22 protein-coding genes and 2 tRNA genes are annotated in these 22616 nt (G+C 71.3%); 19 read left to right on the top strand and 5 right to left on the bottom strand.

Annotated elements, in window-relative coordinates:
* Positions 1-84 precede the first annotated feature (84 nt).
* Positions 85-897 carry an ABC transporter ATP-binding protein gene (locus AB0F11_RS09035; RefSeq protein ID WP_362169928.1) on the top strand — a complete coding sequence of 271 codons (813 nt, stop codon included), beginning with the start codon at positions 85-87 and terminating at the stop codon, positions 895-897.
* 162 nt (positions 898-1059) lie between these two features.
* Complete coding sequence (locus AB0F11_RS09030; protein WP_362169926.1) at positions 1060-1494, top strand: FtsX-like permease family protein; 435 nt, start codon at positions 1060-1062, stop codon at positions 1492-1494.
* A 39-nt stretch (positions 1495-1533) separates the two neighbouring features.
* On the opposite strand, the gene AB0F11_RS09025 is transcribed toward AB0F11_RS09030, so the two are convergent.
* A complete protein-coding gene (locus AB0F11_RS09025; RefSeq protein ID WP_362169924.1) occupies positions 1534-2136 on the bottom strand; it encodes an AAA family ATPase in 603 nt (200 codons plus the stop codon).
* On the bottom strand, positions 2133-2783 hold the full coding sequence (locus AB0F11_RS09020) for a DUF4232 domain-containing protein (protein WP_362169922.1): 651 nt from the start codon (positions 2781-2783) through the stop codon (positions 2133-2135). The genes AB0F11_RS09025 and AB0F11_RS09020 overlap by 4 nt, the downstream gene beginning before the upstream one ends.
* A gap of 304 nt (positions 2784-3087) precedes the next feature.
* Here AB0F11_RS09020 and AB0F11_RS09015 point away from each other — a divergent pair, with 304 nt between their 5' ends.
* The 4 genes from AB0F11_RS09015 to AB0F11_RS09000 all read left to right on the top strand — a co-directional run bounded on the left by AB0F11_RS09015 (position 3088) and on the right by AB0F11_RS09000 (position 5778).
* Positions 3088-4503 carry a pyridoxal-dependent decarboxylase gene (locus tag AB0F11_RS09015; RefSeq protein WP_362169920.1) on the top strand — a complete coding sequence of 472 codons (1416 nt, stop codon included), beginning with the start codon at positions 3088-3090 and terminating at the stop codon, positions 4501-4503.
* Positions 4493-4948 (top strand): HD domain-containing protein, encoded by a 456-nt coding sequence (locus AB0F11_RS09010; protein WP_362169918.1) that lies wholly within the window; start codon positions 4493-4495, stop codon positions 4946-4948. The genes AB0F11_RS09015 and AB0F11_RS09010 overlap by 11 nt, the downstream gene beginning before the upstream one ends.
* Before the next feature lie 143 nt (positions 4949-5091).
* Complete coding sequence (locus AB0F11_RS09005; RefSeq protein WP_030159386.1) at positions 5092-5286, top strand: hypothetical protein; 195 nt, start codon at positions 5092-5094, stop codon at positions 5284-5286.
* 165 nt (positions 5287-5451) lie between these two features.
* Positions 5452-5778 carry a hypothetical protein gene (locus AB0F11_RS09000; RefSeq protein ID WP_362169916.1) on the top strand — a complete coding sequence of 109 codons (327 nt, stop codon included), beginning with the start codon at positions 5452-5454 and terminating at the stop codon, positions 5776-5778.
* A 68-nt stretch (positions 5779-5846) separates the two neighbouring features.
* Here the strand turns inward: AB0F11_RS09000 and AB0F11_RS08995 are convergent.
* Positions 5847-5917 (bottom strand) — tRNA-Gly (locus AB0F11_RS08995).
* Between the two features lie 177 nt (positions 5918-6094).
* Between AB0F11_RS08995 and AB0F11_RS08990 the strand changes: the two genes are divergently transcribed.
* From AB0F11_RS08990 to AB0F11_RS08965, 6 genes are all read left to right on the top strand, one after another.
* Positions 6095-6171, top strand: a tRNA-Pro gene (locus AB0F11_RS08990).
* A 160-nt stretch (positions 6172-6331) separates the two neighbouring features.
* The gene (gene tig / locus AB0F11_RS08985) at positions 6332-7726 is read left to right on the top strand and encodes a trigger factor (RefSeq protein WP_362169914.1); all 1395 of its coding nucleotides are present in this window, start codon (positions 6332-6334) and stop codon (positions 7724-7726) included.
* A gap of 369 nt (positions 7727-8095) precedes the next feature.
* The gene (locus tag AB0F11_RS08980; protein ID WP_361909492.1) at positions 8096-8713 is read left to right on the top strand and encodes an ATP-dependent Clp protease proteolytic subunit; all 618 of its coding nucleotides are present in this window, start codon (positions 8096-8098) and stop codon (positions 8711-8713) included.
* Positions 8714-8801: 88 nt separating this feature from the next.
* Positions 8802-9476: an ATP-dependent Clp protease proteolytic subunit gene (locus tag AB0F11_RS08975; RefSeq protein ID WP_361909489.1), complete on the top strand. Its 675-nt coding sequence runs from the start codon at positions 8802-8804 to the stop codon at positions 9474-9476.
* A 153-nt stretch (positions 9477-9629) separates the two neighbouring features.
* Positions 9630-10916, top strand: a complete 1287-nt coding sequence (gene clpX, locus AB0F11_RS08970; protein WP_030297265.1) for an ATP-dependent Clp protease ATP-binding subunit ClpX — start codon at positions 9630-9632, stop codon at positions 10914-10916.
* A gap of 172 nt (positions 10917-11088) precedes the next feature.
* The gene (locus tag AB0F11_RS08965) at positions 11089-11364 is read left to right on the top strand and encodes a hypothetical protein (RefSeq protein ID WP_362169911.1); all 276 of its coding nucleotides are present in this window, start codon (positions 11089-11091) and stop codon (positions 11362-11364) included.
* A gap of 48 nt (positions 11365-11412) precedes the next feature.
* On the opposite strand, the gene AB0F11_RS08960 is transcribed toward AB0F11_RS08965, so the two are convergent.
* A complete protein-coding gene (locus AB0F11_RS08960) occupies positions 11413-12372 on the bottom strand; it encodes a hypothetical protein (RefSeq protein WP_362169909.1) in 960 nt (319 codons plus the stop codon).
* Between the two features lie 228 nt (positions 12373-12600).
* On the opposite strand from AB0F11_RS08960, the gene AB0F11_RS08955 reads away from it, so the two are divergent.
* On the top strand, positions 12601-15222 hold the full coding sequence (locus AB0F11_RS08955) for a valine--tRNA ligase (protein WP_362169907.1): 2622 nt from the start codon (positions 12601-12603) through the stop codon (positions 15220-15222).
* Positions 15223-15388: 166 nt separating this feature from the next.
* On the top strand, positions 15389-16537 hold the full coding sequence (locus AB0F11_RS08950; protein ID WP_362169905.1) for a histidine kinase: 1149 nt from the start codon (positions 15389-15391) through the stop codon (positions 16535-16537).
* 20 nt (positions 16538-16557) lie between these two features.
* Here AB0F11_RS08950 and AB0F11_RS08945 read toward each other — a convergent pair whose 3' ends face one another.
* Positions 16558-17607, bottom strand: a complete 1050-nt coding sequence (locus tag AB0F11_RS08945; protein ID WP_362169903.1) for a rod shape-determining protein — start codon at positions 17605-17607, stop codon at positions 16558-16560.
* A gap of 174 nt (positions 17608-17781) precedes the next feature.
* Between AB0F11_RS08945 and AB0F11_RS08940 the strand changes: the two genes are divergently transcribed.
* The 5 genes from AB0F11_RS08940 (at position 17782) to mreC (ending at position 22615) form a co-directional block, all read left to right on the top strand.
* Positions 17782-19251: a folylpolyglutamate synthase/dihydrofolate synthase family protein gene (locus tag AB0F11_RS08940; protein WP_362169982.1), complete on the top strand. Its 1470-nt coding sequence runs from the start codon at positions 17782-17784 to the stop codon at positions 19249-19251.
* Between the two features lie 3 nt (positions 19252-19254).
* Positions 19255-19608, top strand: a complete 354-nt coding sequence (locus AB0F11_RS08935; protein WP_362169901.1) for a DUF4233 domain-containing protein — start codon at positions 19255-19257, stop codon at positions 19606-19608.
* A 146-nt stretch (positions 19609-19754) separates the two neighbouring features.
* Positions 19755-20165: a nucleoside-diphosphate kinase gene (gene ndk, locus AB0F11_RS08930; RefSeq protein WP_361909466.1), complete on the top strand. Its 411-nt coding sequence runs from the start codon at positions 19755-19757 to the stop codon at positions 20163-20165.
* Between the two features lie 304 nt (positions 20166-20469).
* A complete protein-coding gene (locus tag AB0F11_RS08925) occupies positions 20470-21489 on the top strand; it encodes a rod shape-determining protein (protein WP_008738981.1) in 1020 nt (339 codons plus the stop codon).
* Between the two features lie 178 nt (positions 21490-21667).
* Complete coding sequence (gene mreC, locus AB0F11_RS08920) at positions 21668-22615, top strand: rod shape-determining protein MreC (protein ID WP_362169899.1); 948 nt, start codon at positions 21668-21670, stop codon at positions 22613-22615.
* Position 22616 lies beyond the last annotated feature (1 nt).

The raw sequence follows: 22616 nt of genomic DNA, 5'->3' as shown, positions 1-22616 counted from the left end.
GCCCCGCCATGGCCGCCGACCGGCCCCGCTCCGTAGCGTCGAGGCGCGAGCACGACACGACGACACGGCGGAGGCGGTTGACCCATGGGGTTCCGGAGCAGCAGGCGGCAGCGCGAGAGCGGGCAGGCGGCGTACGACACCACGGCCGCCGTCGAACTGCGCGGCGTACGCAGGGAGTACGGGCGCGGCGCCGCGGCGGTCCACGCGCTGCGCGGGATCGACCTCAGCCTGCCGCGCGGCAGCTTCACCGCCGTCATGGGCCCCTCCGGCTCCGGCAAGTCCACCTTCCTGCAGTGCGCCGCCGGACTCGACCTTCCCACCGCCGGCTCCGTCCGCCTCGGTGGCAGCGAGATCACCGGCATGAACGAGAACGAGCTCACCGAGCTCCGCCGCAGCCGCCTCGGCTTCGTCTTCCAGGCGTTCAACCTGCTGCCCTCCCTCACCGTCGAGCAGAACGTGCTGCTCCCGATGCGGCTCGCCGGCGGCGGCACCTCCGGGCAGGTCCGCGCCCGGGCCGCCGACCTGCTCGCCCGCGTCGGCCTCGACGGCAAGGGCAGCCGCCGCCCCGCCGAGCTCTCCGGCGGCCAGCAGCAGCGCGTCGCCATCGCCCGCGCCCTGATCACCCGCCCCGACGTCGTCTTCGCCGACGAGCCCACCGGCGCCCTCGACACCACCACCGCCGCCGAGGTCCTCGGCCTCCTGCGGGCCGCCGTCGACTCCCTCGGCGCCACCGTCGTCATGGTCACCCACGACCCGGCGGCCGCCGCCCACGCCGACCAGGTGCTCTTCCTCGCCGACGGGCTCATCGCCGACCGGCTCCCGAACAGCTCCGCCGCCACCATCGCCGCCCGGATGACCGCCCTCACCGCACCGGCGTACGCGGGAGCAGCCGCCTGATGCCGCGACGGGACACCGGCCGCCCCCGAGGTCGTCGCCGTCTACACCCGCGGCCTCGGCCTCGGCCTCGGCCAGGTCACCCTGCCGGCCGCGGACCTCGCCGGCCGCACCACCGCCGGGCGCCCGACGGAACTCCTGGTCCGCGGCCCGGTCCCCGCCGCCGTGGCGGGCGGCGCGATCCCGGCCGCGCAGTGGACGGCGCAGCAGAGCCTGGACCGGGCCCTGGGCGCCTGGGCCAACACCACCATGGCGGCCGTCCTCGGCGGCTTCGCGGCCGTCGCCGCCGCCAACACCCTGGTGATGACGGTCCTCGACCGCCGCCGCGAGCTGCGGATGCTGCGCCTTATCGGCTCCACACGCCGCCAGGTGCTGCGCATGCTGCGCTGGGAGGCCCTGCTCATCGGCGGCGCGGGCACCGCCCTCGGCACCGCGATCGCCCTGGCCACCCTGACCCCGCTGACCAGGGCGGTCACCGGAGCACCCCCGCACATCCCGCCGCTGCTCCACACCTCCATCGCGGCGGCCGTGCTGGGCCTCGGGCCGGCCGCGACGCTGATCCCGGGCCGCTGGGCGCTGCGGGCCGCGGGCCGGCCCTGAGACGAGCCCGAGGGGTGTTCCGGCCGCCCCGGGCCGCCGTCAGTCGAAGCGGATGTGCCGGACGCCGACCAGTGCGCGCCGCAGCCGCCCGCGCAGCGCGCCGTCGGTGTCCGGGGCCGCCCGCAGCCCCGACAGCTCCGCGACCCGGCCCGCGACCTGGGACACCGTCAGGCGGTCCGTGGCCAGGTGGTCGGCGAACTCCGGCGCCCGCAGCGCCTCCAGGCAGCCGTCCAGCCGGGACACCGCGAAGCTCTCCCGCTTCAGCCCGAGCCCGAGACCGCGCTCCCGCAGCCGGCGCAGTACGGTCTCCCGCTCGGCCAGCAGCGCGAAGTGCCGTACGTCGTGGCCCGCCTCCCGCAGCCGCCCCACGGTCTCGTCCAGGTACCGCGGCTCGGTGACCGTCATCGGCACCAGCACCGGCCCCGGATGTCGGCTCGCGGCCAGGTCCAGCACCTCGAACACGCCCTGCCGCCACGCCGGCAGGTCCTGGAAGTCCCCGCGCAGCGGCTCCGGCAGCATCCGGTGCAGCCCGAAGCCCACGTGCTCCGGATCGCACACCACACTGCCCGGCAGCCGCCGGTGCAGCTCGTACGCGGTCTGCGTCTTCCCGCCCCCGAAAGGCCCGTTGAGCCAGACGATCACCGGGCCGCCGCCGACCAGGCGCTGATGCCCAGCCTGCCGGTGTTGCCGAGGTCCACCGGGGCCGTCAGCTCCACGGTCACCCGGGGCGCCCCCGGCTTGGGCGTCACCTCCACCGCCCAGCCCTCTACGGCGGGCACGGTGGAGTCGGTCACGGTGTTGCGCCACAGCATCCCGAAGGACGCCTCCTGCCCCGGCTGGAGCGTCACCCGCTCGGCGGGCGCGTCCATGCTCGGCACGCCCGTGGTGATGTCGGCCGAGCCGTGCTTCACCTCCGCCTCCACCGGCGCCCGCTTCTTGTCCAGCAGCCTGATCTGCGGATGGCCTTCCAGCTCGTACGGCGCGGTGCCGCAGTTGACCAGCCGTACGCTCGCCATCCGCAGGCCCATCGCGGCGTCCCCGCCTCCTTCGAGCACCCGCACCCCGCCCTCGGGGCACGCCCCGGCGGACGCCGGGGCCGACGGTCTCGCCGCGGCCGGTCCTCCACCGGAGGGGGACTGCGGTCGCTCCCAGCCCGGGCCGCCCGGCCGGGTCTCCCGACTGCTCGGCCCCGGTGCGGCCGCCGGGGCGGGCGGTGTGCTGCATCCCGCCAGCGCGGCCACGGCCGCCGCGACCCCAATGAGCCCTGCTGTCCTGCGTATTGCACCCATCCACCGACCGTACGACACCCCTGGGCACCACGCCGCCCCCGCCGCCCCACCGGCGTGGCGCCGCCGCCCGAGCCGCGCGAGTGCCGCCCCTGCGACCTCCACCGTCCCGCGCCGCCGGCGCCCCGACCCCGTCGGGGCCGTGCCGTTGCCGGGCCGTGCCGGCGGGCCGCTGACCCCGGCCGGGCAGTGCCGGCGCCGGCCGCCGGTCCCGGCCGGGCAGTGCCGGCGGCCGCGGGCCGCGGACCGGCCACTTTCGCCGGATTGGCCGGTCCGCCCCGGCCGCCCGGCCCCTACCGTGCCGCGCATGGACCGCACCCTCGCCGCCGACCTCGCCCGCCTCCCCGAGCTCCTCGAGACCACCCGCCGCGCCGCCGCCGACGCCCTCGCAGCCCTCGCCGCGCGTCCCGTCGTACCGCCGCCCCCGGCGCAGCCGCCGGCCCCCGAGCCGCTCCCGGACCGCGCCGCCGGCACCGAGGCCGCCCTCGACGCCTTCGCCCGGCGCTGGGCGCCCCGCCTGTCGGCCTCGGCCGGCCCCCGCTACCTCGGCTTCGTCACCGGCGGCGCCACCCCGGCCGCCCTCGCCGGCGACTGGCTGACCGCCGCCCACGACCAGAACTCCAACTCCGCCCTCGACGGCGCCGGCCAGGGCCTGGAGCGCGAGACCGTCGGCTGGCTCCGCGAGCTGTTCGGACTCGGCGCCGCGCAGAGCGGCGCATTTGTCAGCGGCGCCACCCAGTCCAACACCACCGGCCTCGCCATCGCCCGCGAATGGCTCGGCGAACGCCTCGGGGTCTCCCCGGCCGAGGACGGGGCCGCCGCCCTCGGACCCGTCCGCGTGCTCTCCGGCGCCCCGCACTCATCCATCGCCAAGGCCCTGTCCGTCCTCGGCCTCGGCCGCGCGAGCCTCGTACCGGTGCCCACCCTGCCCGGCCGCGAGGCCGTCGACCCCGCCGCCCTCGACCGCGCCCTCGCCGACACCCCCGGCCCCGCCGTCGTCGTCGCCAACGCCGGCACCGTCAACACCGTCGACTTCGACGACCTGCGCGCCGTCGCCGCCCTCAAGGACCGCCACGACTTCTGGCTCCACACCGACGCCGCCTTCGGCGCGTTCGCCGCGCTCTCCCCGCAGTACTCCCACCTCGTCGACGGCCTCGACGCCTCCGACTCCGTCTGCGTCGACCTCCACAAGTGGCTCAACGTGCCCTACGACAGCGCCGTCCAGTTCACCCGCCGCCCCGACCTCCAGGCCCGCGTCTACCAGAACGCCGCCGCCTACCTCGGCCCCCTCGGCGAGACCCCCGACCTGGTCCACCTCACCCCCGAGAACTCGCACCGGCTGCGCGCCCTGGCCGCCTGGTTCACGCTGTGCGCGTACGGCCGCGAGGGCCACCGCGAGATCGTCGAGCGCGACATCGCCTGCGCCCGGGCCCTCGGCGCGGAACTGGAGCAGGACCCCGCCTTCCGCCTCCTCGCCCCCGTCCGCCTCAACGTCGTCTGCTTCACCCTCGCCGACGACCCGACGCAGGCCCGGCTCACGGCCCTGAGGGAGGCTGCGGCGGCCGAGGTGTTCGTCACCCCGACCGTGTACGCGGGAACCCCCGCCCTGCGCGCGGCGTTCTCCAACTGGCGCACCACGGAGTCGGATGTGCACCGCGCGGCACGGGCGCTCCGCGCGGCGGCGCACCGGACGGCGAAGGGAACCGAACCGCATGACAAATGAGTCGCTCACCCTTGCGGAGGTCGAGGCCCTGGCGCGCGCCGCGCACGAGGGGCAGACCGACAAGGCGGGGCGGCCGTACGCGGAGCACCTCGCGGCGGTCGCGGAGGGCGTCCGCACCCGCGGCGGCAGCGCGGAGCAGCAGGCGGCGGCCTGGCTGCACGATGCCGTCGAGGATGACGCCCTCAGCCGGGCATGGCTGGATTCAGCCGCTCTCCCGCAGTCGGTGAAGGACATGGTCCTGGCGGTCACCAAGCGCCCGGGGGAGCCGGTCGAGGAGTACGCGGCCCGCATCCTCGCCACGCCGGGAGCCTTGCTGGTCAAGGAGGCGGACCTGGCCCACAACGCCGATCCCGTACGCCTGTCCGTCCTGGACGCGCCCACCCGCGAGCGCCTCACGGCGAAGTACGCCCGCGTGCGCTCCCTCCTGGGCCTGCCCACGCCGTGACGCGCCGCTGGCGGAAAACCGTCGCCGATGGACGCTCAGGCGGCGGATAGCGGGGCCCTGTTGGTGGGAGGATGGTCCATGTGGGGGTGTGCGCGGCCGTGCGCCCCAGGCCGAGCCGGGGACGACCGAAGGTGTGATCAGTAGTGGCCATTTCGCTGTCAGTGGTGGTTCTGTTGGCGGTCATCCTGGTGGTGCTGATCCGCGGCAACCACATCAAGGCGGGCCCGGCGATCGTCGCCGTCCTCTTCGGCTTCTTCCTGGCCTCCAGCTCCATCGCGCCGGACGTCAACCGCTTCCTGAACTCCCTCGCGGACACCATCGCGGGCATCAAGCTCTAGCCGTGAGATGCCATGCGGCGCGCCGGACGTTAGCCTGAAGGCGGCATCAGTACGGCGTAACGGACCGAGACTCTCTCCCTCGGCGTCCCGTACGACCCTGCCGCGGGTATCGGAGCCGTCACGCCTTCACCGGCCGTATCGGCACCATCCAAGGCAGGTTGAACGATGAACCGCACACGCCGTCTTGCAGCACTCACGCTCCTCGCCGCCCCCGCGCTCGCGGTGGGCCCGGCCATGGCCGCACAGGCCGCGACCACCACAGCCCCCGCCGCCGCGACGTGCAACGTCGAGGTGGATTCAGCCGGCAAGTACCACCTGTGGGGCCAGGGATTCCCCGCCGGCACGACAGTGACCTACTCCGGGTCCACTTCGGGTTCGGTCACCGTCAACAAGCAGGGGAGGTTCGACCTCGGCGGTCTGAGCGGGAACACGTACGTGGTCAAGACGGCCGACGGCAAGACCACGGTCAACTGCACACCGGTCATGCACTGACCCAACGCTGCAACGCCGAAGGGCCAGGCCGAGGAAACCTCCTCCGACCTGGCCCTTCCGCTGTTCAGAGCGGGTGACGGGAATCGAACCCGCGTAGCTAGTTTGGAAGACTAGTGCTCTACCATTGAGCTACACCCGCAACGCATGCGCGCAGGTCCGGGGGCTGCGGCACGGAGAGCATCCTAGCGGGTCGGGGCGGGGGAGTCACACCGCATTGCGTGCCCGTACGCGGGCCGGGCTGCGGGCGGCCTGAAAGCTTCGTGTAAACGCCGCGTGTCGGAGGGTCTCCGGCCATGTACCCTACGTGTCGCACCGACGGGGTGTGGCGCAGCTTGGTAGCGCGTCCGCTTTGGGAGCGGAAGGTCGTCGGTTCGAATCCGGCCACCCCGACCACCACCATCGCCATCGCGAAGATCGCGTTGTGGGCTGATTGCCGCTTGCGGTTACTATGCAAGCTGCGTGCCCGTGTGTCTGATGTACCGGGCCCGATCCGCTGAAACGCTGAATCGCAGCGACAGCAGACCCCAGCAGTCAGCCACAAGGAGACCGAACCGTGAAGAGCGCCGTGGAGACCCTGAACCCGACTCGGGTTCGGCTCACTGTCGAGGTGCCCTTCGAGGAGCTCAAGGACAGCCTCGACGCGGCGTACAAGAAGATCAACCAGCAGGTCACGGTGAAGGGCTTCCGCAAGGGCAAGATCCCGGCCCGCGTCATCGACCAGCGCTTCGGCCGCGGTGCGGTGCTGGAGGAGGCCGTCAACGACGCGCTCCCGAAGTTCTACACCGAGGCCGTCAACGAGGCCGACCTGAACCCGCTGGGCCAGCCCGAGGTCGACATCACCGAGCTGAAGGACGGCGAGCTGCTGGCCTTCACCGCCGAGGTCGACGTTCGTCCCGAGATCGAGATCCCGGACTTCTCCGGCATCGAGGTCGAGGTCGACGCGGTCGAGGTCTCCGACGAGGACGTCGAGAAGTCCGTCGAGCAGCTGCGGAACCGCTTCGCGTCCACCAAGGACGTCGAGCGCGCCGCCGCCGAGGGTGACGTCGTCACCATCGACCTCGAGGCCAAGGTCGACGGCGAGGTCCTGCCGGACGGCGTCGCCTCCGACGTCTCCTACACCATCGGCTCGGGCGAGCTCCTCGACGGCATCGACGAGGCCGTCAAGGGCCTCGAGGCCGGCGGCGAGGCCACCTTCACCTCGCAGCTGAAGGGCGGCTCCGCCGAGGGCAAGGACGCCGAGGTCACCGTCAAGGTCACCAAGGTCTCCGCCAAGGAGCTGCCGGAGCTGGACGACGAGTTCGCGCAGATGGCGAGCGAGTTCGACACCCTCGAGGACCTCAAGGCCGACAGCCGCAAGCGCCTCGAGAACATGAAGCAGTACGACCAGGCCACGCAGGCCCAGGAGCGCGTCCTGGAGAAGCTGCTGGAGCTCGTCGAGGTGCCGATCCCCGAGAAGCTGCTCGAGGACGAGGTCAACACCCGCAAGCACAACCTGGAGCACCACCAGCTCGGCCAGATGGGCCTGACGCTGGAGAAGTACCTGGAGTTCCAGGGCAAGACGGTCGAGGAGTTCGAGGCCGAGACCAAGGAGCAGGCGATCAAGGGCATCAAGACCCAGTTCGTCCTGGACGCCCTGGTCAACAAGGAGAAGCTGGGCGTCAACCAGGAGGAGCTCACCGAGCACCTCATGCGCCGCGCCGCCTCCTCCGGCATGTCCCCCGACCAGTTCGCCCAGGCGGTCGTCGAGGGCGGCCAGGTCCCGATGCTCGTCGGCGAGGTCGCCCGCGGCAAGGCGCTGGCGCTGGTCGTCGAGGCCGCCAAGGTCGTGGACAGCAACGGTGAGGTCGTCGACCTGTCCGACGAGGAGGACGAGGCCGAGGCCGCGGCCGAGACCGTCGAGGCCGCCGCCGAGGGCGACGCCGCCGAGGGTGAGGACGAGGCCAAGTAAGGCCGCGCCGCACCGGCGCCCGGCAGTGGCGCCGAGCAGTACCCCGGAGGGCCCGTACGCAGCAGCGTGCGGGCCCTTCCGCTTGTGTGCCGGGAGGGCTCCCCCGAGTCCGCCCGTGAGGCTTCCCCACGCCTTCCCGAGCTTTCCCCGGGGCTTCGCGGAAGGCCTCCGAAAGGGCCCCGGAGCTTGCGCTCCGAGCGAACAGTTCGGGAAGCGGGATGGCGTTGTCCGACCTGCGCGTTAGGGTCCATGAATACGAGGGCACGGGAGTACCCGGACGCCGGCGGACAGCTCCGCACCCAACCGGTCCGCGCCCCAGAACGAAACGCTGAGACGGCATGTCGCCGTCGGAGACGAGCAGGTGGATACGTGACGAATCTGAAGCCTTACGCCGCGGGTGAGCCGTCCATCGGTGGCGGCCTCGGCGACCATGTCTACAACCGGCTGCTCGGCGAGCGCATCATCTTCCTCGGCCAGCAGGTCGACGACGACATCGCCAACAAGATCACGGCGCAGCTCCTCCTCCTGGCCGCGGAGCCGGAGAAGGACATCTACCTGTACATCAACAGCCCCGGCGGCTCGGTGACGGCGGGCATGGCGGTCTACGACACCATGCAGTACATCCCGAACGACGTCGTCACCATCGGCATGGGCATGGCGGCCTCCATGGGCCAGTTCCTGCTCACCGGCGGCGCCCCGGGCAAGCGCTTCGCGCTCCCGAACACCGACATCCTGATGCACCAGGGCTCCGCCGGCATCGGCGGCACCGCCTCGGACATCAAGATCCAGGCCAAGTACCTGCTGCGCACGAAGCAGCGCATGGCGGAGATCACCGCGCACCACTCCGGTCAGACCGTGGAGACCATCATCCGCGACGGCGACCGCGACCGCTGGTTCACGGCGGAGGAGGCCAAGGAGTACGGCCTCATCGACGAGATCATCTCCGCCGCGTCCCTGGTCCCGGGCGGCGGCGGCACCGGGGCCTGATCCCGGCCCCGGCGGTGGCGGGGCCCGCACCGCGGCCCCGTACGCCCGCCCGCACCAGGCAAGCCTCAGCCCGCAGAACGCCACCAGGATGGTGAACACCCAGATGCACATGAACAACCTCTCTCCCGCGAGCGGCCTCTACACCGGGCCGCAGGTCGACAGCCGCTACGTCGTCCCCCGCTTCGTCGAGCGCACTTCCCAGGGCGTGCGCGAGTACGACCCGTACGCGAAGCTCTTCGAGGAGCGCGTGATCTTCCTCGGCGTGCAGATCGACGACGCCTCCGCCAACGACGTCATGGCGCAGCTGCTGTGCCTGGAGTCGATGGACCCGGACCGCGACATCTCGATCTACATCAACAGCCCCGGCGGTTCCTTCACGGCGCTGACGGCCATCTACGACACGATGCAGTTCGTGAAGCCGGACATCCAGACGGTCTGCATGGGCCAGGCGGCCTCCGCCGCCGCGGTCCTGCTCGCCGCCGGCACCCCGGGCAAGCGCATGGCCCTCCCGAACGCCCGCGTGCTGATCCACCAGCCGTCCGGCGGCACCGGCCGCGAGCAGCTCTCCGACCTGGAGATCGCGGCCAACGAGATCCTGCGCATGCGCGACCAGCTGGAGACCATGCTGGCCAAGCACTCGTCCACGCCGATCGAGAAGATCCGCGAGGACATCGAGCGCGACAAGATCCTCACGGCCGAGGACGCGCTGGCGTACGGCCTGATCGACCAGATCGTCTCCACCCGCAAGATGAACGCGGTCTGATCCTTGCCGCCAATTGGCGCGGACACGCCGCAGGATTCGGCTGTGTGAACCGCGCCAAGGGGGCCCCGTACGGGGCCCCCGGCAAGGTACCGTCGGATATGAGGCACCAGGAGCGCTGAACCAAGCGTCTCCCAGGCGAAGGGGAAGCACCTCGTGGCACGCATCGGTGACGGCGGCGACCTGCTCAAGTGCTCGTTCTGCGGAAAGAGCCAGAAGCAGGTGAAGAAGCTCATCGCAGGACCCGGTGTGTACATCTGCGACGAGTGCATCGACCTCTGCAACGAGATCATCGAGGAGGAGCTCGCGGAGACGAGCGAGGTGCGGTGGGAGGAACTCCCCAAGCCCCGCGAGATCTACGAGTTCCTGGAGAGCTACGTCGTCGGCCAGGAGCCGGCGAAGAAGGCGCTCTCCGTGGCGGTGTACAACCACTACAAGCGCGTCCAGGCCGGCGAGAACGGCGGCGCGCAGGGCCGTGACGACGCCATCGAGCTGGCGAAGTCCAACATCCTGCTGCTGGGCCCCACGGGCTCCGGCAAGACGCTGCTCGCCCAGACCCTGGCCCGCATGCTGAACGTGCCGTTCGCCATCGCCGACGCGACGGCGCTGACGGAGGCCGGCTATGTGGGCGAGGACGTCGAGAACATCCTGCTGAAGCTCATCCAGGCGGCCGACTACGACGTCAAGAAGGCCGAGACCGGGATCATCTACATCGACGAGATCGACAAGGTCGCCCGCAAGAGCGAGAACCCGTCGATCACGCGCGACGTCTCGGGCGAGGGCGTCCAGCAGGCCCTGCTGAAGATCCTGGAAGGCACCACGGCCTCGGTCCCCCCGCAGGGCGGCCGCAAGCACCCGCACCAGGAGTTCATCCAGATCGACACGACGAACGTGCTCTTCATCGTGGGCGGCGCCTTCGCCGGCCTCGAGAAGATCATCGAGTCGCGTGCGGGGGCCAAGGGCATCGGCTTCGGCGCCACCATCCGCTCGAAGCGGGAGATCGAGGCGAGCGACCAGTTCCAGGAGGTCATGCCGGAGGACCTGGTGAAGTTCGGGATGATCCCCGAGTTCATCGGCCGCCTCCCGGTCATCACCTCGGTGCACAACCTGGACCGGGAAGCCCTCCTCCAGATCCTGGTCGAGCCGCGCAACGCGCTGGTGAAGCAGTACCAGCGGCTCTTCGAACTGGACGGCGTGGAGCTGGACTTCGAGCGCGAGGCCCTTGAGGCCATCGCCGACCAGGCGATCCTCCGCCAGACGGGTGCGCGCGGGCTGCGCGCCATCATGGAGGAGGTCCTGATGTCGGTGATGTACGAGGTCCCGTCCCGCAAGGACGTGGCCCGCGTGGTCATCACGGCCGACGTGGTCCGCTCGAACGTGAACCCGACGCTGGTCCCCCGCATCGTCCCGAAGGACCAGGGCCCGCAGGAGAAGTCGGCGTAGTCTCACGTGTACACGAGGAGGGGTGCCCCCGAATGCCCGGGGCGCCCCTCCTCGTGCGTGATCGGCCAAAGGTAAACGCAAATCGGTCAGATGGTCGAAATATTCTGGATCGTCCGCCCCATTCGTGATCATCTTGGTCTGGCAGTGAAGTGCCGAACCGAGGGAGCGTGTGGTGTCCAAGATCAAGCGTGCGGTGGGGGTCGTCGCAGCAACGGCGTTGGCGGGAGCCCTCCCGGTCCTTGCGGCATCGCCCGCGCAGGCCTCGTACACGGACTGCACCAACTACATGGAAAACCTGGGCTATGTCGTAGGCCCGCATGTGCGGGATGCGTGCAGCAACGGCGAAAACGGGACCTTCGGCGAGATCATTTGCCAGAACATCCTGTATTCACTGTCCGTGAAGTTCGATGACGCCAATGAGGCTTGCTACCAGGCCTCGCGTGACTGACGCCAACGGACCAAGGGCCCAGTGTCGTACTGGGCCCCTGCCGGCGGATCAGACCTTGGTCCGCGAGGTGTTGTAGAGCTTCGCAGCGAGCTTGGCGACGTCATCCTGCGTGCCGTGGGTGCCGCCGGTCAGGATCGCCGCCTGGTCCAGTTGGTTGACGACTCCCAGAGTCGAGTGGTCGGCCCAGGCGCAGAAGGGGACCACCACGGAAGTCGGCTCTCCGGGCTTGACGGACTTCGTCGCGGTCATCTTGACGTCGACGCACTTCATGAGCGCGCCCTTGAATCCCTCCGGCGTGAAGTCCTTGGGGGAGCCGACCTTCTCGTACTTCAGGCCGAGCTTGTCGAGCTCAGGGTTGGGTGCGCCGATCTGGGCGAAGTAGGCGTCGAGAGTCTTCGCCGGATCATCGAGCTGGCCCCAGTACCCGTTGGCGGTCAGCTGCTTGGCCTTGCCCTTCTCGCCGTTCAGGTACTGCGTGGTCCCCGCCGAGCGCGCTTCCTTGATGCCCATGGCGTCGACCTTGGTTTTGTGCTCGCCCACGAGCGGGGCGTCGCTGCCGGGGACGCCCGCCTTCTCGTTCTTGGCGAAGCTGTCGACCGATGCCGGGAACGCCAGCTTGTAGCCCTTCGTGGCCGAGTCGACCGATCCGCCCGAGCCGCCGCCCACCAGGTACCAGCCGCCGCCCGCGATGACGGCCACGGCGACGATCACGCCGATGACGACGCCGGCCTTGGACTTCTTCGGCGGCTGGGCGCCGTACGGGGGCTGCGGCGGCATGCCCGGCTGCTGGTAGCCGTACGCCGGCTGCGGCTGCTGCGGGAAGCCCATCGGGGCCGTCGGCGGCTGCTGCGGGTATCCCGGGGGCGGCGGCGGAGCCTGCTGCGGGTAGCCGTAACCGGGCTGGGGGGCGGGCTGACCGTAAGGGTTCGGCGGCGGCGGGGGCTGCTGCCCGTAAGGGCCCGGCTGCTGAGGCTGCTGTCCGTACGGCCCTGGCTGGTTGTAACTCATCCCGCGTCCCCCTGTGAGGCTGGCTTCGCTTATCCGTTCCACACATCCTGGCGGAAGGCGCGGGTGCCCGGGGCGGCGGCCCCCTCCTGCGCAGGTTTTCATGACGCGACTGTTACCGGTGGTCTCGCGTATCGGACGTACCGGGACGGCCGCCCGGCCGGCCGGCAGGCCGGGGCAGGAGTCCGGGGCCCGGCGCCCCGGAGCACGTCAAGCCTCTAAACTGTGCCCGTGACCGAGAACACGCAGACACCCAGCAGCCCCAACTCCGAACTGCCGACCGCCTACGCGCCGGCCGAGGTAGAGGGAGAGCTCTACGAGCGCTGGGTAGAGCGTGGGTACTTCACCGCCGACGCGGCGTCCGAGAAGCCCGCGTACACCATCGTCATCCCGCCGCCGAACGTCACCGGCTCCCTCCACCTGGGCCACGCCTTCCAGCACACGCTGATGGACGCCCTGACCCGCCGCAAGCGCATGCAGGGCTTCGAGTCCCTGTGGCTGCCCGGCATGGACCACGCCGGCATCGCCACCCAGAACAAGGTCGAGCAGCAGCTCGCCGAGGAGGGCAAGTCCCGCCACGACCTGGGCCGCGAGGAGTTCGTCGAGCGCGTCTGGCAGTGGAAGGAGGAGTACGGCGGCAAGATCCTCGGGCAGATGCGCCGCCTCGGCGACGGCGTCGACTGGTCGCGCGAGCGCTTCACCATGGACGAGGGCCTGTCCCGGGCCGTCCAGACGATCTTCAAGAAGCTCTACGACGACGAGCTGATCTACCGCGCCGAGCGCATCATCAACTGGTGCCCGCGCTGCCTGACCGCCATCTCCGACATCGAGGTGGAGTACCAGGAAGACGCCGGCGAGCTGGTCTCGATCCGCTACGGCGAGGGCGAGGACAGCCTCGTCGTCGCCACCACCCGCGCCGAGACGATGCTCGGTGACACCGCCGTCGCCGTCCACCCCGACGACGAGCGCTACCGGCACCTCATCGGCAAGCAGATCAAGCTGCCGCTGACCGACCGGACCATCCCGGTCGTCGCCGACACGCACGTCGACCCCGAGTTCGGCACGGGTGCCGTCAAGGTCACCCCGGCCCACGACCCGAACGACTTCGCGATCGGCCAGCGCCACGACCTGCCCTCCATGACGATCATGGACGAGCACGGCGTGATCACCGTCCACGGCCCCTTCCTCGGCCTGGACCGCTTCGAGGCCCGCTCCGCGGTCGTCGGCGCCCTGCGCGAGCAGGGCCGCATCGTCGCCGAGAAGCGCCCGTACATGCACTCCGTCGGCCACTGCTCGCGCTGCAAGACCACCGTCGAGCCGCGCCTGTCCATGCAGTGGTGGGTCAACGTCAAGCCGCTGGCCCAGGCCGCCGGCGACGCCGTCCGCGACGGCCGCGTCGCGATCCACCCCGCCGACATGTCGAAGCGCTACTTCGACTGGGTCGACAACATGAACGACTGGTGCATCTCGCGCCAGCTGTGGTGGGGCCACCGCATCCCGATCTGGTACGGCCCGGACGGCGAGATCGTCTGCGTCGGCCCCGACGAGCAGCCGCCGACGGGCGAGGGCTGGCACCAGGACACCGACGTCCTCGACACCTGGTTCTCCTCCGGCCTGTGGCCGTTCTCCACCCTCGGCTGGCCGGAGAAGACCCCGGACCTGGCGAAGTTCTACTCCACCGACGTCCTGCTGACCGGCCACGACATCATCTTCTTCTGGGTCGCCCGGATGATGATGTTCGGCCTGTACGCGATGGACGGCGAGGTCCCGTTCAAGACCATCGCCCTGACCGGCCTGGTCCGCGACGAGCGCGGCAAGAAGATGTCGAAGTCCTTCGGCAACGTCGTCGACCCGCTGGACTGGATGGACAAGTACGGCTCCGACGCCGTCCGCTTCACCCTGGCCAAGGGCGCCAACCCGGGCACCGACGTCCCGATCGGCGAGGACTGGGTCCAGGCCTCCCGCAACTTCGCGAACAAGATCTGGAACGCCACGCGCTTCGCTCTGATGAACGGCGCCACGATCGAGGGCGAGCTGCCGCCGACTTCAGCGCTGTCGGCCACCGACCGCTGGATTCTGTCCCGCCTGAACAAGACCGTGGCGCAGGTCGACGCGTACTACGAGGACTTCCAGTTCGCCAAGCTCAGCGAGGCGCTGTACCACTTCGCGTGGGACGAGGTCTTCGACTGGTACGTCGAGCTGTCGAAGACGACGTTCTTCGCGGGCGGCGAGGGCGCCAAGGCATCCGGCCGGGTCCTCGGCGAGGTCCTGGACGTCCTGATGCGCCTGCTGCACCCGGTCGTCCCGTTCGTCACCGAGACCCTGTGGACCACCCTGACCGGCCGCGAGTCCATCGTGGTCGCCGAGTGGCCCGTCGACAGCGGCTTCCGCGACGAGGCCGCCGAGGCCGAGATCGAGAACCTCCAGGCCGTGGTCACCGAGGTCCGCCGGTTCCGCGCCGAGCAGGGTCTGCAGCCGGGCCAGAAGGTCCCGGCCCGCCTCGACCTGTCCGGTACGGCGCTGGCGGCGCACGAGGCGGCCATCCGCCAGCTGCTCCGCCTCCAGCCGGAGGGCGAGGGCTTCAGCGCCACCGCCACCCTGCCGGTCGCCGGCGCCACCGTCGCGCTCGACCTGTCGGGCACCATCGACGTCGCCGCCGAGCGCAAGCGCCTGACGAAGGACCTGGGCGCCGCCGAGAAGGAGAAGGCCCAGGCCGAGGCGAAGCTGGGGAACGAGGCCTTCCTGGCCAAGGCCCCCGACAACGTCGTGGACAAGATCAAGGGCCGGCTGGCCAAGGCCGAGGTGGACATCGCCCGGATCCAGGCCCAGCTGGACGCGCTGCCCGCCGCCTAGCAGCCCCGAGCAGTGACGCCGAGGCCCCCGCACCCGACCGACGGTGCGGGGGCCTTCGCGTCCCGCGGTCCAGGCGCCCGCCACGCCACTTCGGAGTGCCGATCGTCACGTTTTCGGACGGGATGGCTGATCGGATCACCGGTGCGGACCCCCGATGATGGAGGGCATGCACGTCAAGCCCGTCGTCCCGGCGTTCCACCGGGCCGTGGCCGCAGGCCGCCGGCTCTCCGCGAGCTGGGCCGGCTCGCAGCGCGCGCTGGACGGGCTCACCGCGCTGAGCTGCCTCGCCCTGATGGCGCTGGACCTGCCGGGCCTGGCCGCCGCGGACAACTCCCTGAACGGCCCCATGGCCGCCGCCGTCCTCGCCGCCGGGGCGGCGACCCTCGTGGTGCGCCGCCGGGCGCCGTGGGTCGCGTACGCCACCGCGCTGCTCTTCATCGGCTGGCTGCACGAGCTGACGCTGATCCAGTTCGCCCTGTACTCGGTCGGCCGCTACCGGGGCCGCCGCGCCGGCGTCCTCGCCACCGTCGGGTACGTGGCCTTCGCGCTGGCCGTGTTCTGCCTGCCGGGCTGGCCCGAGCCGCAGGCCGCCACCCTCAGCGCCTTCCTCGGGCTGATCGTGCCGATCGGTGTCCTCGCCTCGGCCGTCGGCATCGCCGCCTACCGCCACGACCTGGTGGGAGAACTCGCCGCCCGGCGGGCCGAGGCGGCCGTGCTCCAGGCCGTGCAGCAGGAGCGCACTTCGGTCGCGCGCGACGTCCACGACTTCGTCGGCCGCGAGCTGACGCTGCTGACGGTGCGCTCCGAGGTGCTGTCGGCCCGGGCGCGCGCGACCCCGTACGCCAAGGATTTCGAGGAGCTCGCCGACACCGCGCGCCGCGCCCACCTCGTCCTGAACGAGATCATCGTGCAGCGCGGCGGCCCCGACGCGACGCCCGGCGTCGACGGCCTGCCGGCGCTCGCGGAGGAGAGCGGGCGGGCCGGCACGCCCGTACGGCTGGCGCTGGACCCACAGGTGCACGGGCTGTCGCCGCTGCGGCAGGCAGCGGTCTACCGGGTGGTGCAGGAGTGCCTGACCAACGCGGCCAAGCACGCGGGCGGTGAGCCGGTCGACGTCCGGATCCAGGCGGACGGCACGCAGCTGCGGATCTCGGTGACCAACGGCCTGCCCGCCCGCGGGCCGGCCCGCGCGCCGGTGTCGGCGGGATCCGGCACCGCGAGCATGGCCGAGCGCGTCTCCAGCCTCGGCGGCACCCTCACGGCCACCCGCACGCACGAGGCGTACGAGGTCGTCGCCACCCTCCCGCGCGGCTAGGGCCCGTCCGACCGGGGTGCCTACACCGTCGCCGGGGCCAGCAGTCCGCCCAGCGTGTCGAGGTCCTCGACGCACTTGCCCGAGCCGAGGGCCACGCAGTCCAGCGGTGCGTCGGCGACGAAGACCGGGATGCCCGTCGCGGACGCCATCCGCAGGTCCAGGCCCGGCAGCAGCGCGCCGCCGCCCGTCAGCACGATGCCGTGCTCCATCACATCGCCGGACAGCTCCGGCGGGCAGTCCTCCAGGGTGGTGCGCACCGCGGCGATGATCGCCCCGATCGGCTCGTCGAGGGCGGCCCGCACGTCCGCCGCGCCGAGTTCGAGCGTCTTCGGCATGCCGCCCACCCGCTCGCGGCCGCGCACGGTGTACGTGCGCGTCTCCAGCTCGGGCCGGTCCGGGACGGGCCAGGCCGACCCGATGGCGATCTTGAGGTCCTCGGCGGTGCGCTCGCCGATGAGCAGCCCGTGCTCCTTGCGGACCCAGTCCGTGATCGCGGCGTCCAGCCGGTCCCCGCCGACGCGCAGCGACTGCGAGGTGACGATCCCGCCGAGGGAGATCACGGCGACCTCGCAGGTGCCGCCGCCGATGTCGACGACCATCGAGCCGCGTGGCTCGGCGACGGGCAGGCCGGCCCCGATCGCCGCCGCCATCGGCTCCTCGATCAGGTGCACGGTGCGGGCGCCGGCCCGCGTCGAGGCGTGGATGATGGCCCGCCGCTCGACCGGGGTGACCCCGGACGGCACGCAGACCACCATGCGGGTGCGCGTGCGCTTGCCGGGCACGGCCTTGCGGACGAAGTGCCGGATCATCTCCTCGGCGGCCTCGTAGTCGCAGATCACCCCGTCCTTCAGGGGACGGATGGCGGTGATGGAGCCGGGGGTGCGGCCGATGGTCTCCTTGGCCTCGGTCCCGACGGCCAGGGCCGTGGTGGTGCCCGCCCGGACCGCGACCACGGACGGCTCATTGAGGACGATGCCGTGCCCCCGCGCGTAGACGAGGGTGTTGGCGGTCCCCAGGTCCACGCCTATGTCCCGGCTGGTGGCGGTCTTGCTGGTGCTGGCCTGCGGCATTTGTTCCCCAATCTCCCGTCCGCAAGGCTTGCATAACGATCCGGTCGCTCCCGTCGCCGAAGGTCCCGAAACGGCCGGGTAGAAAGTCCCGCGGGCCCCCGTCCGTAGACTGGCCCTGTGAGTGAGCAGCAGCCCGAGAGCCACGGTCCCGAGGACCACGACGACAGCCTCGACATGTTCGACCGGATCGTGGCGGAAGAGTCCGACCGCGACCCCGACCTGGCGGTGATCGAGGCCGGCAGCCGCACCCTGCGCGCCCAGGCCGCACCGCCCCAGGGCGAACCGGCCCCCGCACCCCTGGACCCGGAGACGGCCGCGGCGCTGCGGGAGGTGGAGCAGGAGCTCTCCACCCGCTGGGGCGAGACCAAGCTGGAGCCGTCCGTCTCGCGGATCGCCGCGCTGATGGACGTCCTGGGCGAGCCGCAGCGCGCGTACCCCTCCATCCACGTCACCGGCACGAACGGCAAGACCAGCACCTCCCGCATGATCGAGGCCCTGCTGAACGCCTTCGAGCTGCGCACCGGCCGGTACACCAGCCCGCACGTGCAGTCGATCACCGAGCGCATCAGCCTGGACGGGGCGCCGATCTCCGCCGAGCGCTTCGTGGAGACGTACTACGACATCAAGCCGTACGTGGAGATGGTCGACGCCTCCGAGGAGTACCGGCTGTCGTTCTTCGAGGTCCTCACCGGCATGGCGTACGCGGCGTTCGCGGACGCCCCGGTCGACGTGGCGGTCGTCGAGGTCGGCATGGGCGGCAGCTGGGACGCGACGAACGTGATCGACGCGGCGGTCGCCGTCATCACCCCGATCAGCCTGGACCACACCGACCGGCTCGGCTCCACGCACGGCGAGATCGCGCAGGAGAAGGGCGGCATCATCAAGCAGGACGCCACCGTGATCCTGGCGCAGCAGCCGGTGGACGCGGCGCAGGTGCTGCTGAAGAAGGCCGTCGAGGTCGATGCGACGGTGGCCCGCGAGGGCATGGAGTTCGGCGTCGTCTCGCGCGAGGTGGCGGTCGGCGGGCAGATGCTGACGCTGCGGGGCGTGGGCGGCGAGTACGAGGGGATCTTCCTGCCGCTGCACGGCGCCCACATGGCGCACAACGCGGCGGTGGCGCTGGCCGCGGTGGAGGCCTTCTTCGGGGTCGGCGCGCAGCAGTCGCGGGAGCTGGACCTGGAGACGGTGCGCCGCGGCTTCGCCTCGGTGACCTCGCCGGGCCGGATGGAGGTCGTCCGCCGCAGCCCCACGGTGATCCTGGACGCGGCGCACAACCCGGCGGGCGCGCAGGTCACGGCGGAGGCGGTGACGGAGGCGTTCGGCTTCAGCCGGCTCATCGGCGTCGTGGGCGCGAGCGAGGGCAAGGACGTGCGGGGGGTCTTCGAGGCCTTCGAGCCGATCTTCGCGGAGGTCGTGGTCACCGAGAACTCCAGCCACCGGGCGATGTCCGCGGACGAGCTGGCGGCCATCGCGGTCGAGGTCTTCGGGTCGGAGCGGGTGCAGGTGGAACCGCGCCTGGACGACGCCCTGGAGGCGGCGATCACCCTCGCGGAGGAAGAAGCCGAGTACGGAGGGGCCGGGGTCCTGGTGACCGGCTCCGTGATCACGGTGGGCGAGGCTCGCCTGCTGCTGAAGAGGGGCTGACGGATGCGCACGCTGTGTGCCTCGACCTTGATCGGCGAGTTCTTCGTGATCGGTTTCGCGGGGCTGGTCGCCATGAAGAACCCGGACCTGACCCAGGCCCAGGTCTGGACGGTCTGCGGGATCTCCATGCTGCTGTCGGTGCTGCTGTGCGGGATGCTGTCGCGCCCGGGCGCGGTGCAGATCGGCTGGGCGCTGCAGATCGGCCTGATCCTGAGCGGGTTCATCGTCCCGATGATGTTCTTCCTCGGTGCGGTCTTCGCCGGCCTGTGGTGGTGCTCGGTGCACTACGGCCGCAGGATCGACACGATCAAGGCCCGCTGGGCCGCCGACCGGGCCGAGGCCGAGGCCGAGGCGTAGGGGCCGTCCGGCCCTGATCCACCGGGCCGGCCCCGGCAGGGCCGGCGGGGGCCGGGCGGTGCGGGGCCCGGGGCTCGGCGCAGCCGGGCCACCGGCGGGCTGTAGCCTCGTACCACCGCACCCGTTTGCCGCAAGGAGCCGCAACCATGTCCCAGCGCACGCTCGTCATCCTGAAGCCCGACGCCGTCCGTCGCGGCCTGGTCGGCGAGATCATCGGCCGCATCGAGCGGAAGGCCGGCTGGACCATCCCCGCCATGGAGCTGCGCACGCTGGAGCGGGAGACGCTGGAGACGCACTACGCCGAGCACGTGGGGCGCCCCTTCTACGAGCCCCTCATGGGCTTCATGGCGAGCGGCCCGGTCGTCGTCCTCGTCGTCGAAGGGGAACGCGCGATCGAGGGCGTCCGCCAGCTGGCCGGCCCCACCGACCCGATCGCCGCGGCGCCCGGATCCATCCGCGGCGACTTCGGCACCATCACCCGCGAGAACCTGATCCACGCCTCGGACTCGGAGGAGTCCGCCGAGCGCGAGCTGAAGCTTTTCTTCCCGTCCCTCTGACGGGCTAGAGCGTGCCTTCCTGACGTAACATCAGCCGAATAGCGCTCATGACCTGGGGCGACCGAAGTAATTTCGGTCGCCCTTCGGTATAGCCGGACCCGCGCGGGAACGCATGGACAGGACACGACGTCACCACTAAGGGGACGGGTTTCCGTTCCGGCGGGATTGCCGCCAGTCCCGTCGCGCGATGCCCGACCTGCGGCACTACGATGGGGCCTCCACCCACCCACCACCTCGCCGACCTGACAGCATCAGCTATCAACTGGAAGGCCAGACGCTCCTCATGGGGAACAAGGGGAACAACATGTCGTTCATCGGCCGTGACATGGCGATCGACCTCGGGACCGCCAACACGCTGGTGTACGTGAGGGGCCGGGGGATCGTCCTGAACGAGCCGTCCGTGGTCGCCATCAACACGAACACCGGTGGCATCCTGGCGGTCGGCTCCGAGGCGAAGAAGATGATCGGGCGCACGCCCGGCAACATCGTCGCCGTCAGGCCCCTCAAGGACGGCGTCATCGCCGACTTCGAGATCACCGAGCGCATGCTCCGGTACTTCATCCTCAAGATCCACAAGCGCCGCTACCTGGCCCGCCCGCGCGTCGTGGTCTGCGTCCCCTCCGGTATCACCGGAGTGGAGCGCCGCGCCGTCATCGAGGCGTCCACCCAGGCCGGCGCCCGTCAGGTGCACATCATCGAGGAGCCCATGGCCGCGGCCATCGGCTCGGGCCTGCCCGTGCACGAGGCCACCGGCAACATGGTCGTCGACATCGGCGGCGGCACCACCGAGGTCGCGGTCATCTCCCTCGGCGGAATCGTCACGGCACAGTCCATCCGCGTCGCCGGCGACGAGCTCGACAACGCGATCATCCAGCACATCAAGAAGGAGTACAGCCTCCTCCTCGGCGAGCGGACCGCCGAGCAGATCAAGATCACCATCGGCTCGGCGTACGACCTCGACAAGGACGAGCACACCGAGATCCGCGGCCGCGACCTCGTCTCCGGCCTGCCCAAGACCGTCGTCATCTCGGCCGCGGAGGTGCGCAAGGCCATCGAGGAACCGGTCAACGCCATCGTCGACGCCGTCAAGACCACCCTCGACAAGTGCCCGCCGGAGCTCTCCGGCGACATCATGGACCGCGGCATCGTCCTGACCGGCGGCGGCGCCCTGCTGCGCGGCCTCGACGAGCGGCTGCGCCGTGAGACGGGCATGCCGATCCACATCGCCGAGGACCCCCTCGACTCGGTCGCGCTCGGCTCCGGCAAGTGCGTCGAGGAGTTCGAAGCGCTCCAGCAGGTCCTGGACGCCCAGCCCCGGCGCTGACACGAACCCCCGCAAAAGGGGCCGTGCGGAACACAAGGATCCGCCGTACGGGTGCTGCCGCGCCCGTGCGGCGGATCGTTGATATACAGGCAACATCCGGTGCTACGCCCACAGCTTGACGTTTCACCGGAGCGGCTTCGCCGCACGGGTATCTACGAGGAAGGCACGGCCGCCGCACGTGAGGGACACACGAGAAAGCCGGCTGCTCCTGGTGCTCCTGATCGCCATCGCGTTCGCATTGATCACGGTGGACATCAGGGCAGGCGAGGAGTCACCGGTCGACGGCGCCCGGCAGGCCGCCGCCGCCGTCTTCGGCCCGGTCGAGAAGGGCGTGGCGACAGCCGTCGACCCGGTCGCCAACGCCATAGGGGCGGTACGGGACTCCGGCGAGCGGCACGACCGCATCGCCGTCCTGGAGCGCGAGAACGCCGCCCTGAAGGCCCGGCTCGGCAGCGCCGACCAGACCCGCAGCCGCATCCACGAGCTCGACGAGATGCTCAAGCGGGCCGGCTCCGGACAGTACGGAATCAAGGGCGCCGAGGTCATCGCCATAGGAGCGGCCCAGGGCTTCTCCTGGACCGTCACCATCGACGCCGGCAGCAAGGACGGCATCGAGCGCGACATGACCGTCCTCAACGGCGACGGCCTCGTCGGCCGCGTCGCCACCGTCGGACCCGACACCGCCACCGTCGTCCTCGCCAACGACCCCGACTTCACCGTCGGCACCCGCCTGGAGAAGACCGGCGAACTCGGCTTCGCCAACGGCCAGGGCGACCGCGCCCTGTCCGTCCAGATGCTCAACGGCAAGGCCAAGGTCAGCCCCGGCGACCGGCTCGTCACCTTCGGCTCCCGCGGCAACAAGCCCTTCGTGCCCGGCGTCCCGATCGGCGAGGTGGTCAAGGTCGACCCCTCCCGCGGCGACCTGACCCGCACCGTGTGGGTGCGCCCGTTCGTCGGCTTCTCCCGCCTGGACATCGTCGGCGTCGTGGTCGTGCCCCCGCGCGAAGACCCCCGAGACACCGTCCTGCCGCCCAAGCCCGAGGCCCCCAAGCCCGCCCCGACGGTCACGGTCACGGTCACCCCGTCCCCCGCCGCCGGTGCGTCCGACAAGCCGGCCGACGAGTAGG

Origin of the sequence: Streptomyces sp. NPDC032472 (assembly GCF_040636955.1) — a bacterium.
Classification (GTDB): Bacteria; Actinomycetota; Actinomycetes; order Streptomycetales; family Streptomycetaceae; genus Streptomyces.
Note: the sequence above shows the minus strand (reverse complement) of the source record. Positions and strands in the feature narration are given on the sequence as shown.

Coding starts and splice junctions, on each gene's coding strand:
- AB0F11_RS09035 (WP_362169928.1), top strand. CDS start 85: ATGGGGTTCCGGAGCAGCAGGCGGCAGCGCGAGAGCGGGCAGGCGGCG.
- AB0F11_RS09020 (WP_362169922.1), bottom strand. CDS start 2,783: ATGGGTGCAATACGCAGGACAGCAGGGCTCATTGGGGTCGCGGCGGCC.
- AB0F11_RS09015 (WP_362169920.1), top strand. CDS start 3,088: ATGGACCGCACCCTCGCCGCCGACCTCGCCCGCCTCCCCGAGCTCCTC.
- AB0F11_RS09010 (WP_362169918.1), top strand. CDS start 4,493: ATGACAAATGAGTCGCTCACCCTTGCGGAGGTCGAGGCCCTGGCGCGC.
- AB0F11_RS09000 (WP_362169916.1), top strand. CDS start 5,452: ATGAACCGCACACGCCGTCTTGCAGCACTCACGCTCCTCGCCGCCCCC.
- AB0F11_RS08975 (WP_361909489.1), top strand. CDS start 8,802: ATGGTGAACACCCAGATGCACATGAACAACCTCTCTCCCGCGAGCGGC.
- AB0F11_RS08960 (WP_362169909.1), bottom strand. CDS start 12,372: ATGAGTTACAACCAGCCAGGGCCGTACGGACAGCAGCCTCAGCAGCCG.
- AB0F11_RS08950 (WP_362169905.1), top strand. CDS start 15,389: ATGCACGTCAAGCCCGTCGTCCCGGCGTTCCACCGGGCCGTGGCCGCA.
- AB0F11_RS08945 (WP_362169903.1), bottom strand. CDS start 17,607: ATGCCGCAGGCCAGCACCAGCAAGACCGCCACCAGCCGGGACATAGGC.
- AB0F11_RS08940 (WP_362169982.1), top strand. CDS start 17,782: ATGTTCGACCGGATCGTGGCGGAAGAGTCCGACCGCGACCCCGACCTG.
- AB0F11_RS08935 (WP_362169901.1), top strand. CDS start 19,255: ATGCGCACGCTGTGTGCCTCGACCTTGATCGGCGAGTTCTTCGTGATC.
- ndk (WP_361909466.1), top strand. CDS start 19,755: ATGTCCCAGCGCACGCTCGTCATCCTGAAGCCCGACGCCGTCCGTCGC.
- AB0F11_RS08925 (WP_008738981.1), top strand. CDS start 20,470: ATGTCGTTCATCGGCCGTGACATGGCGATCGACCTCGGGACCGCCAAC.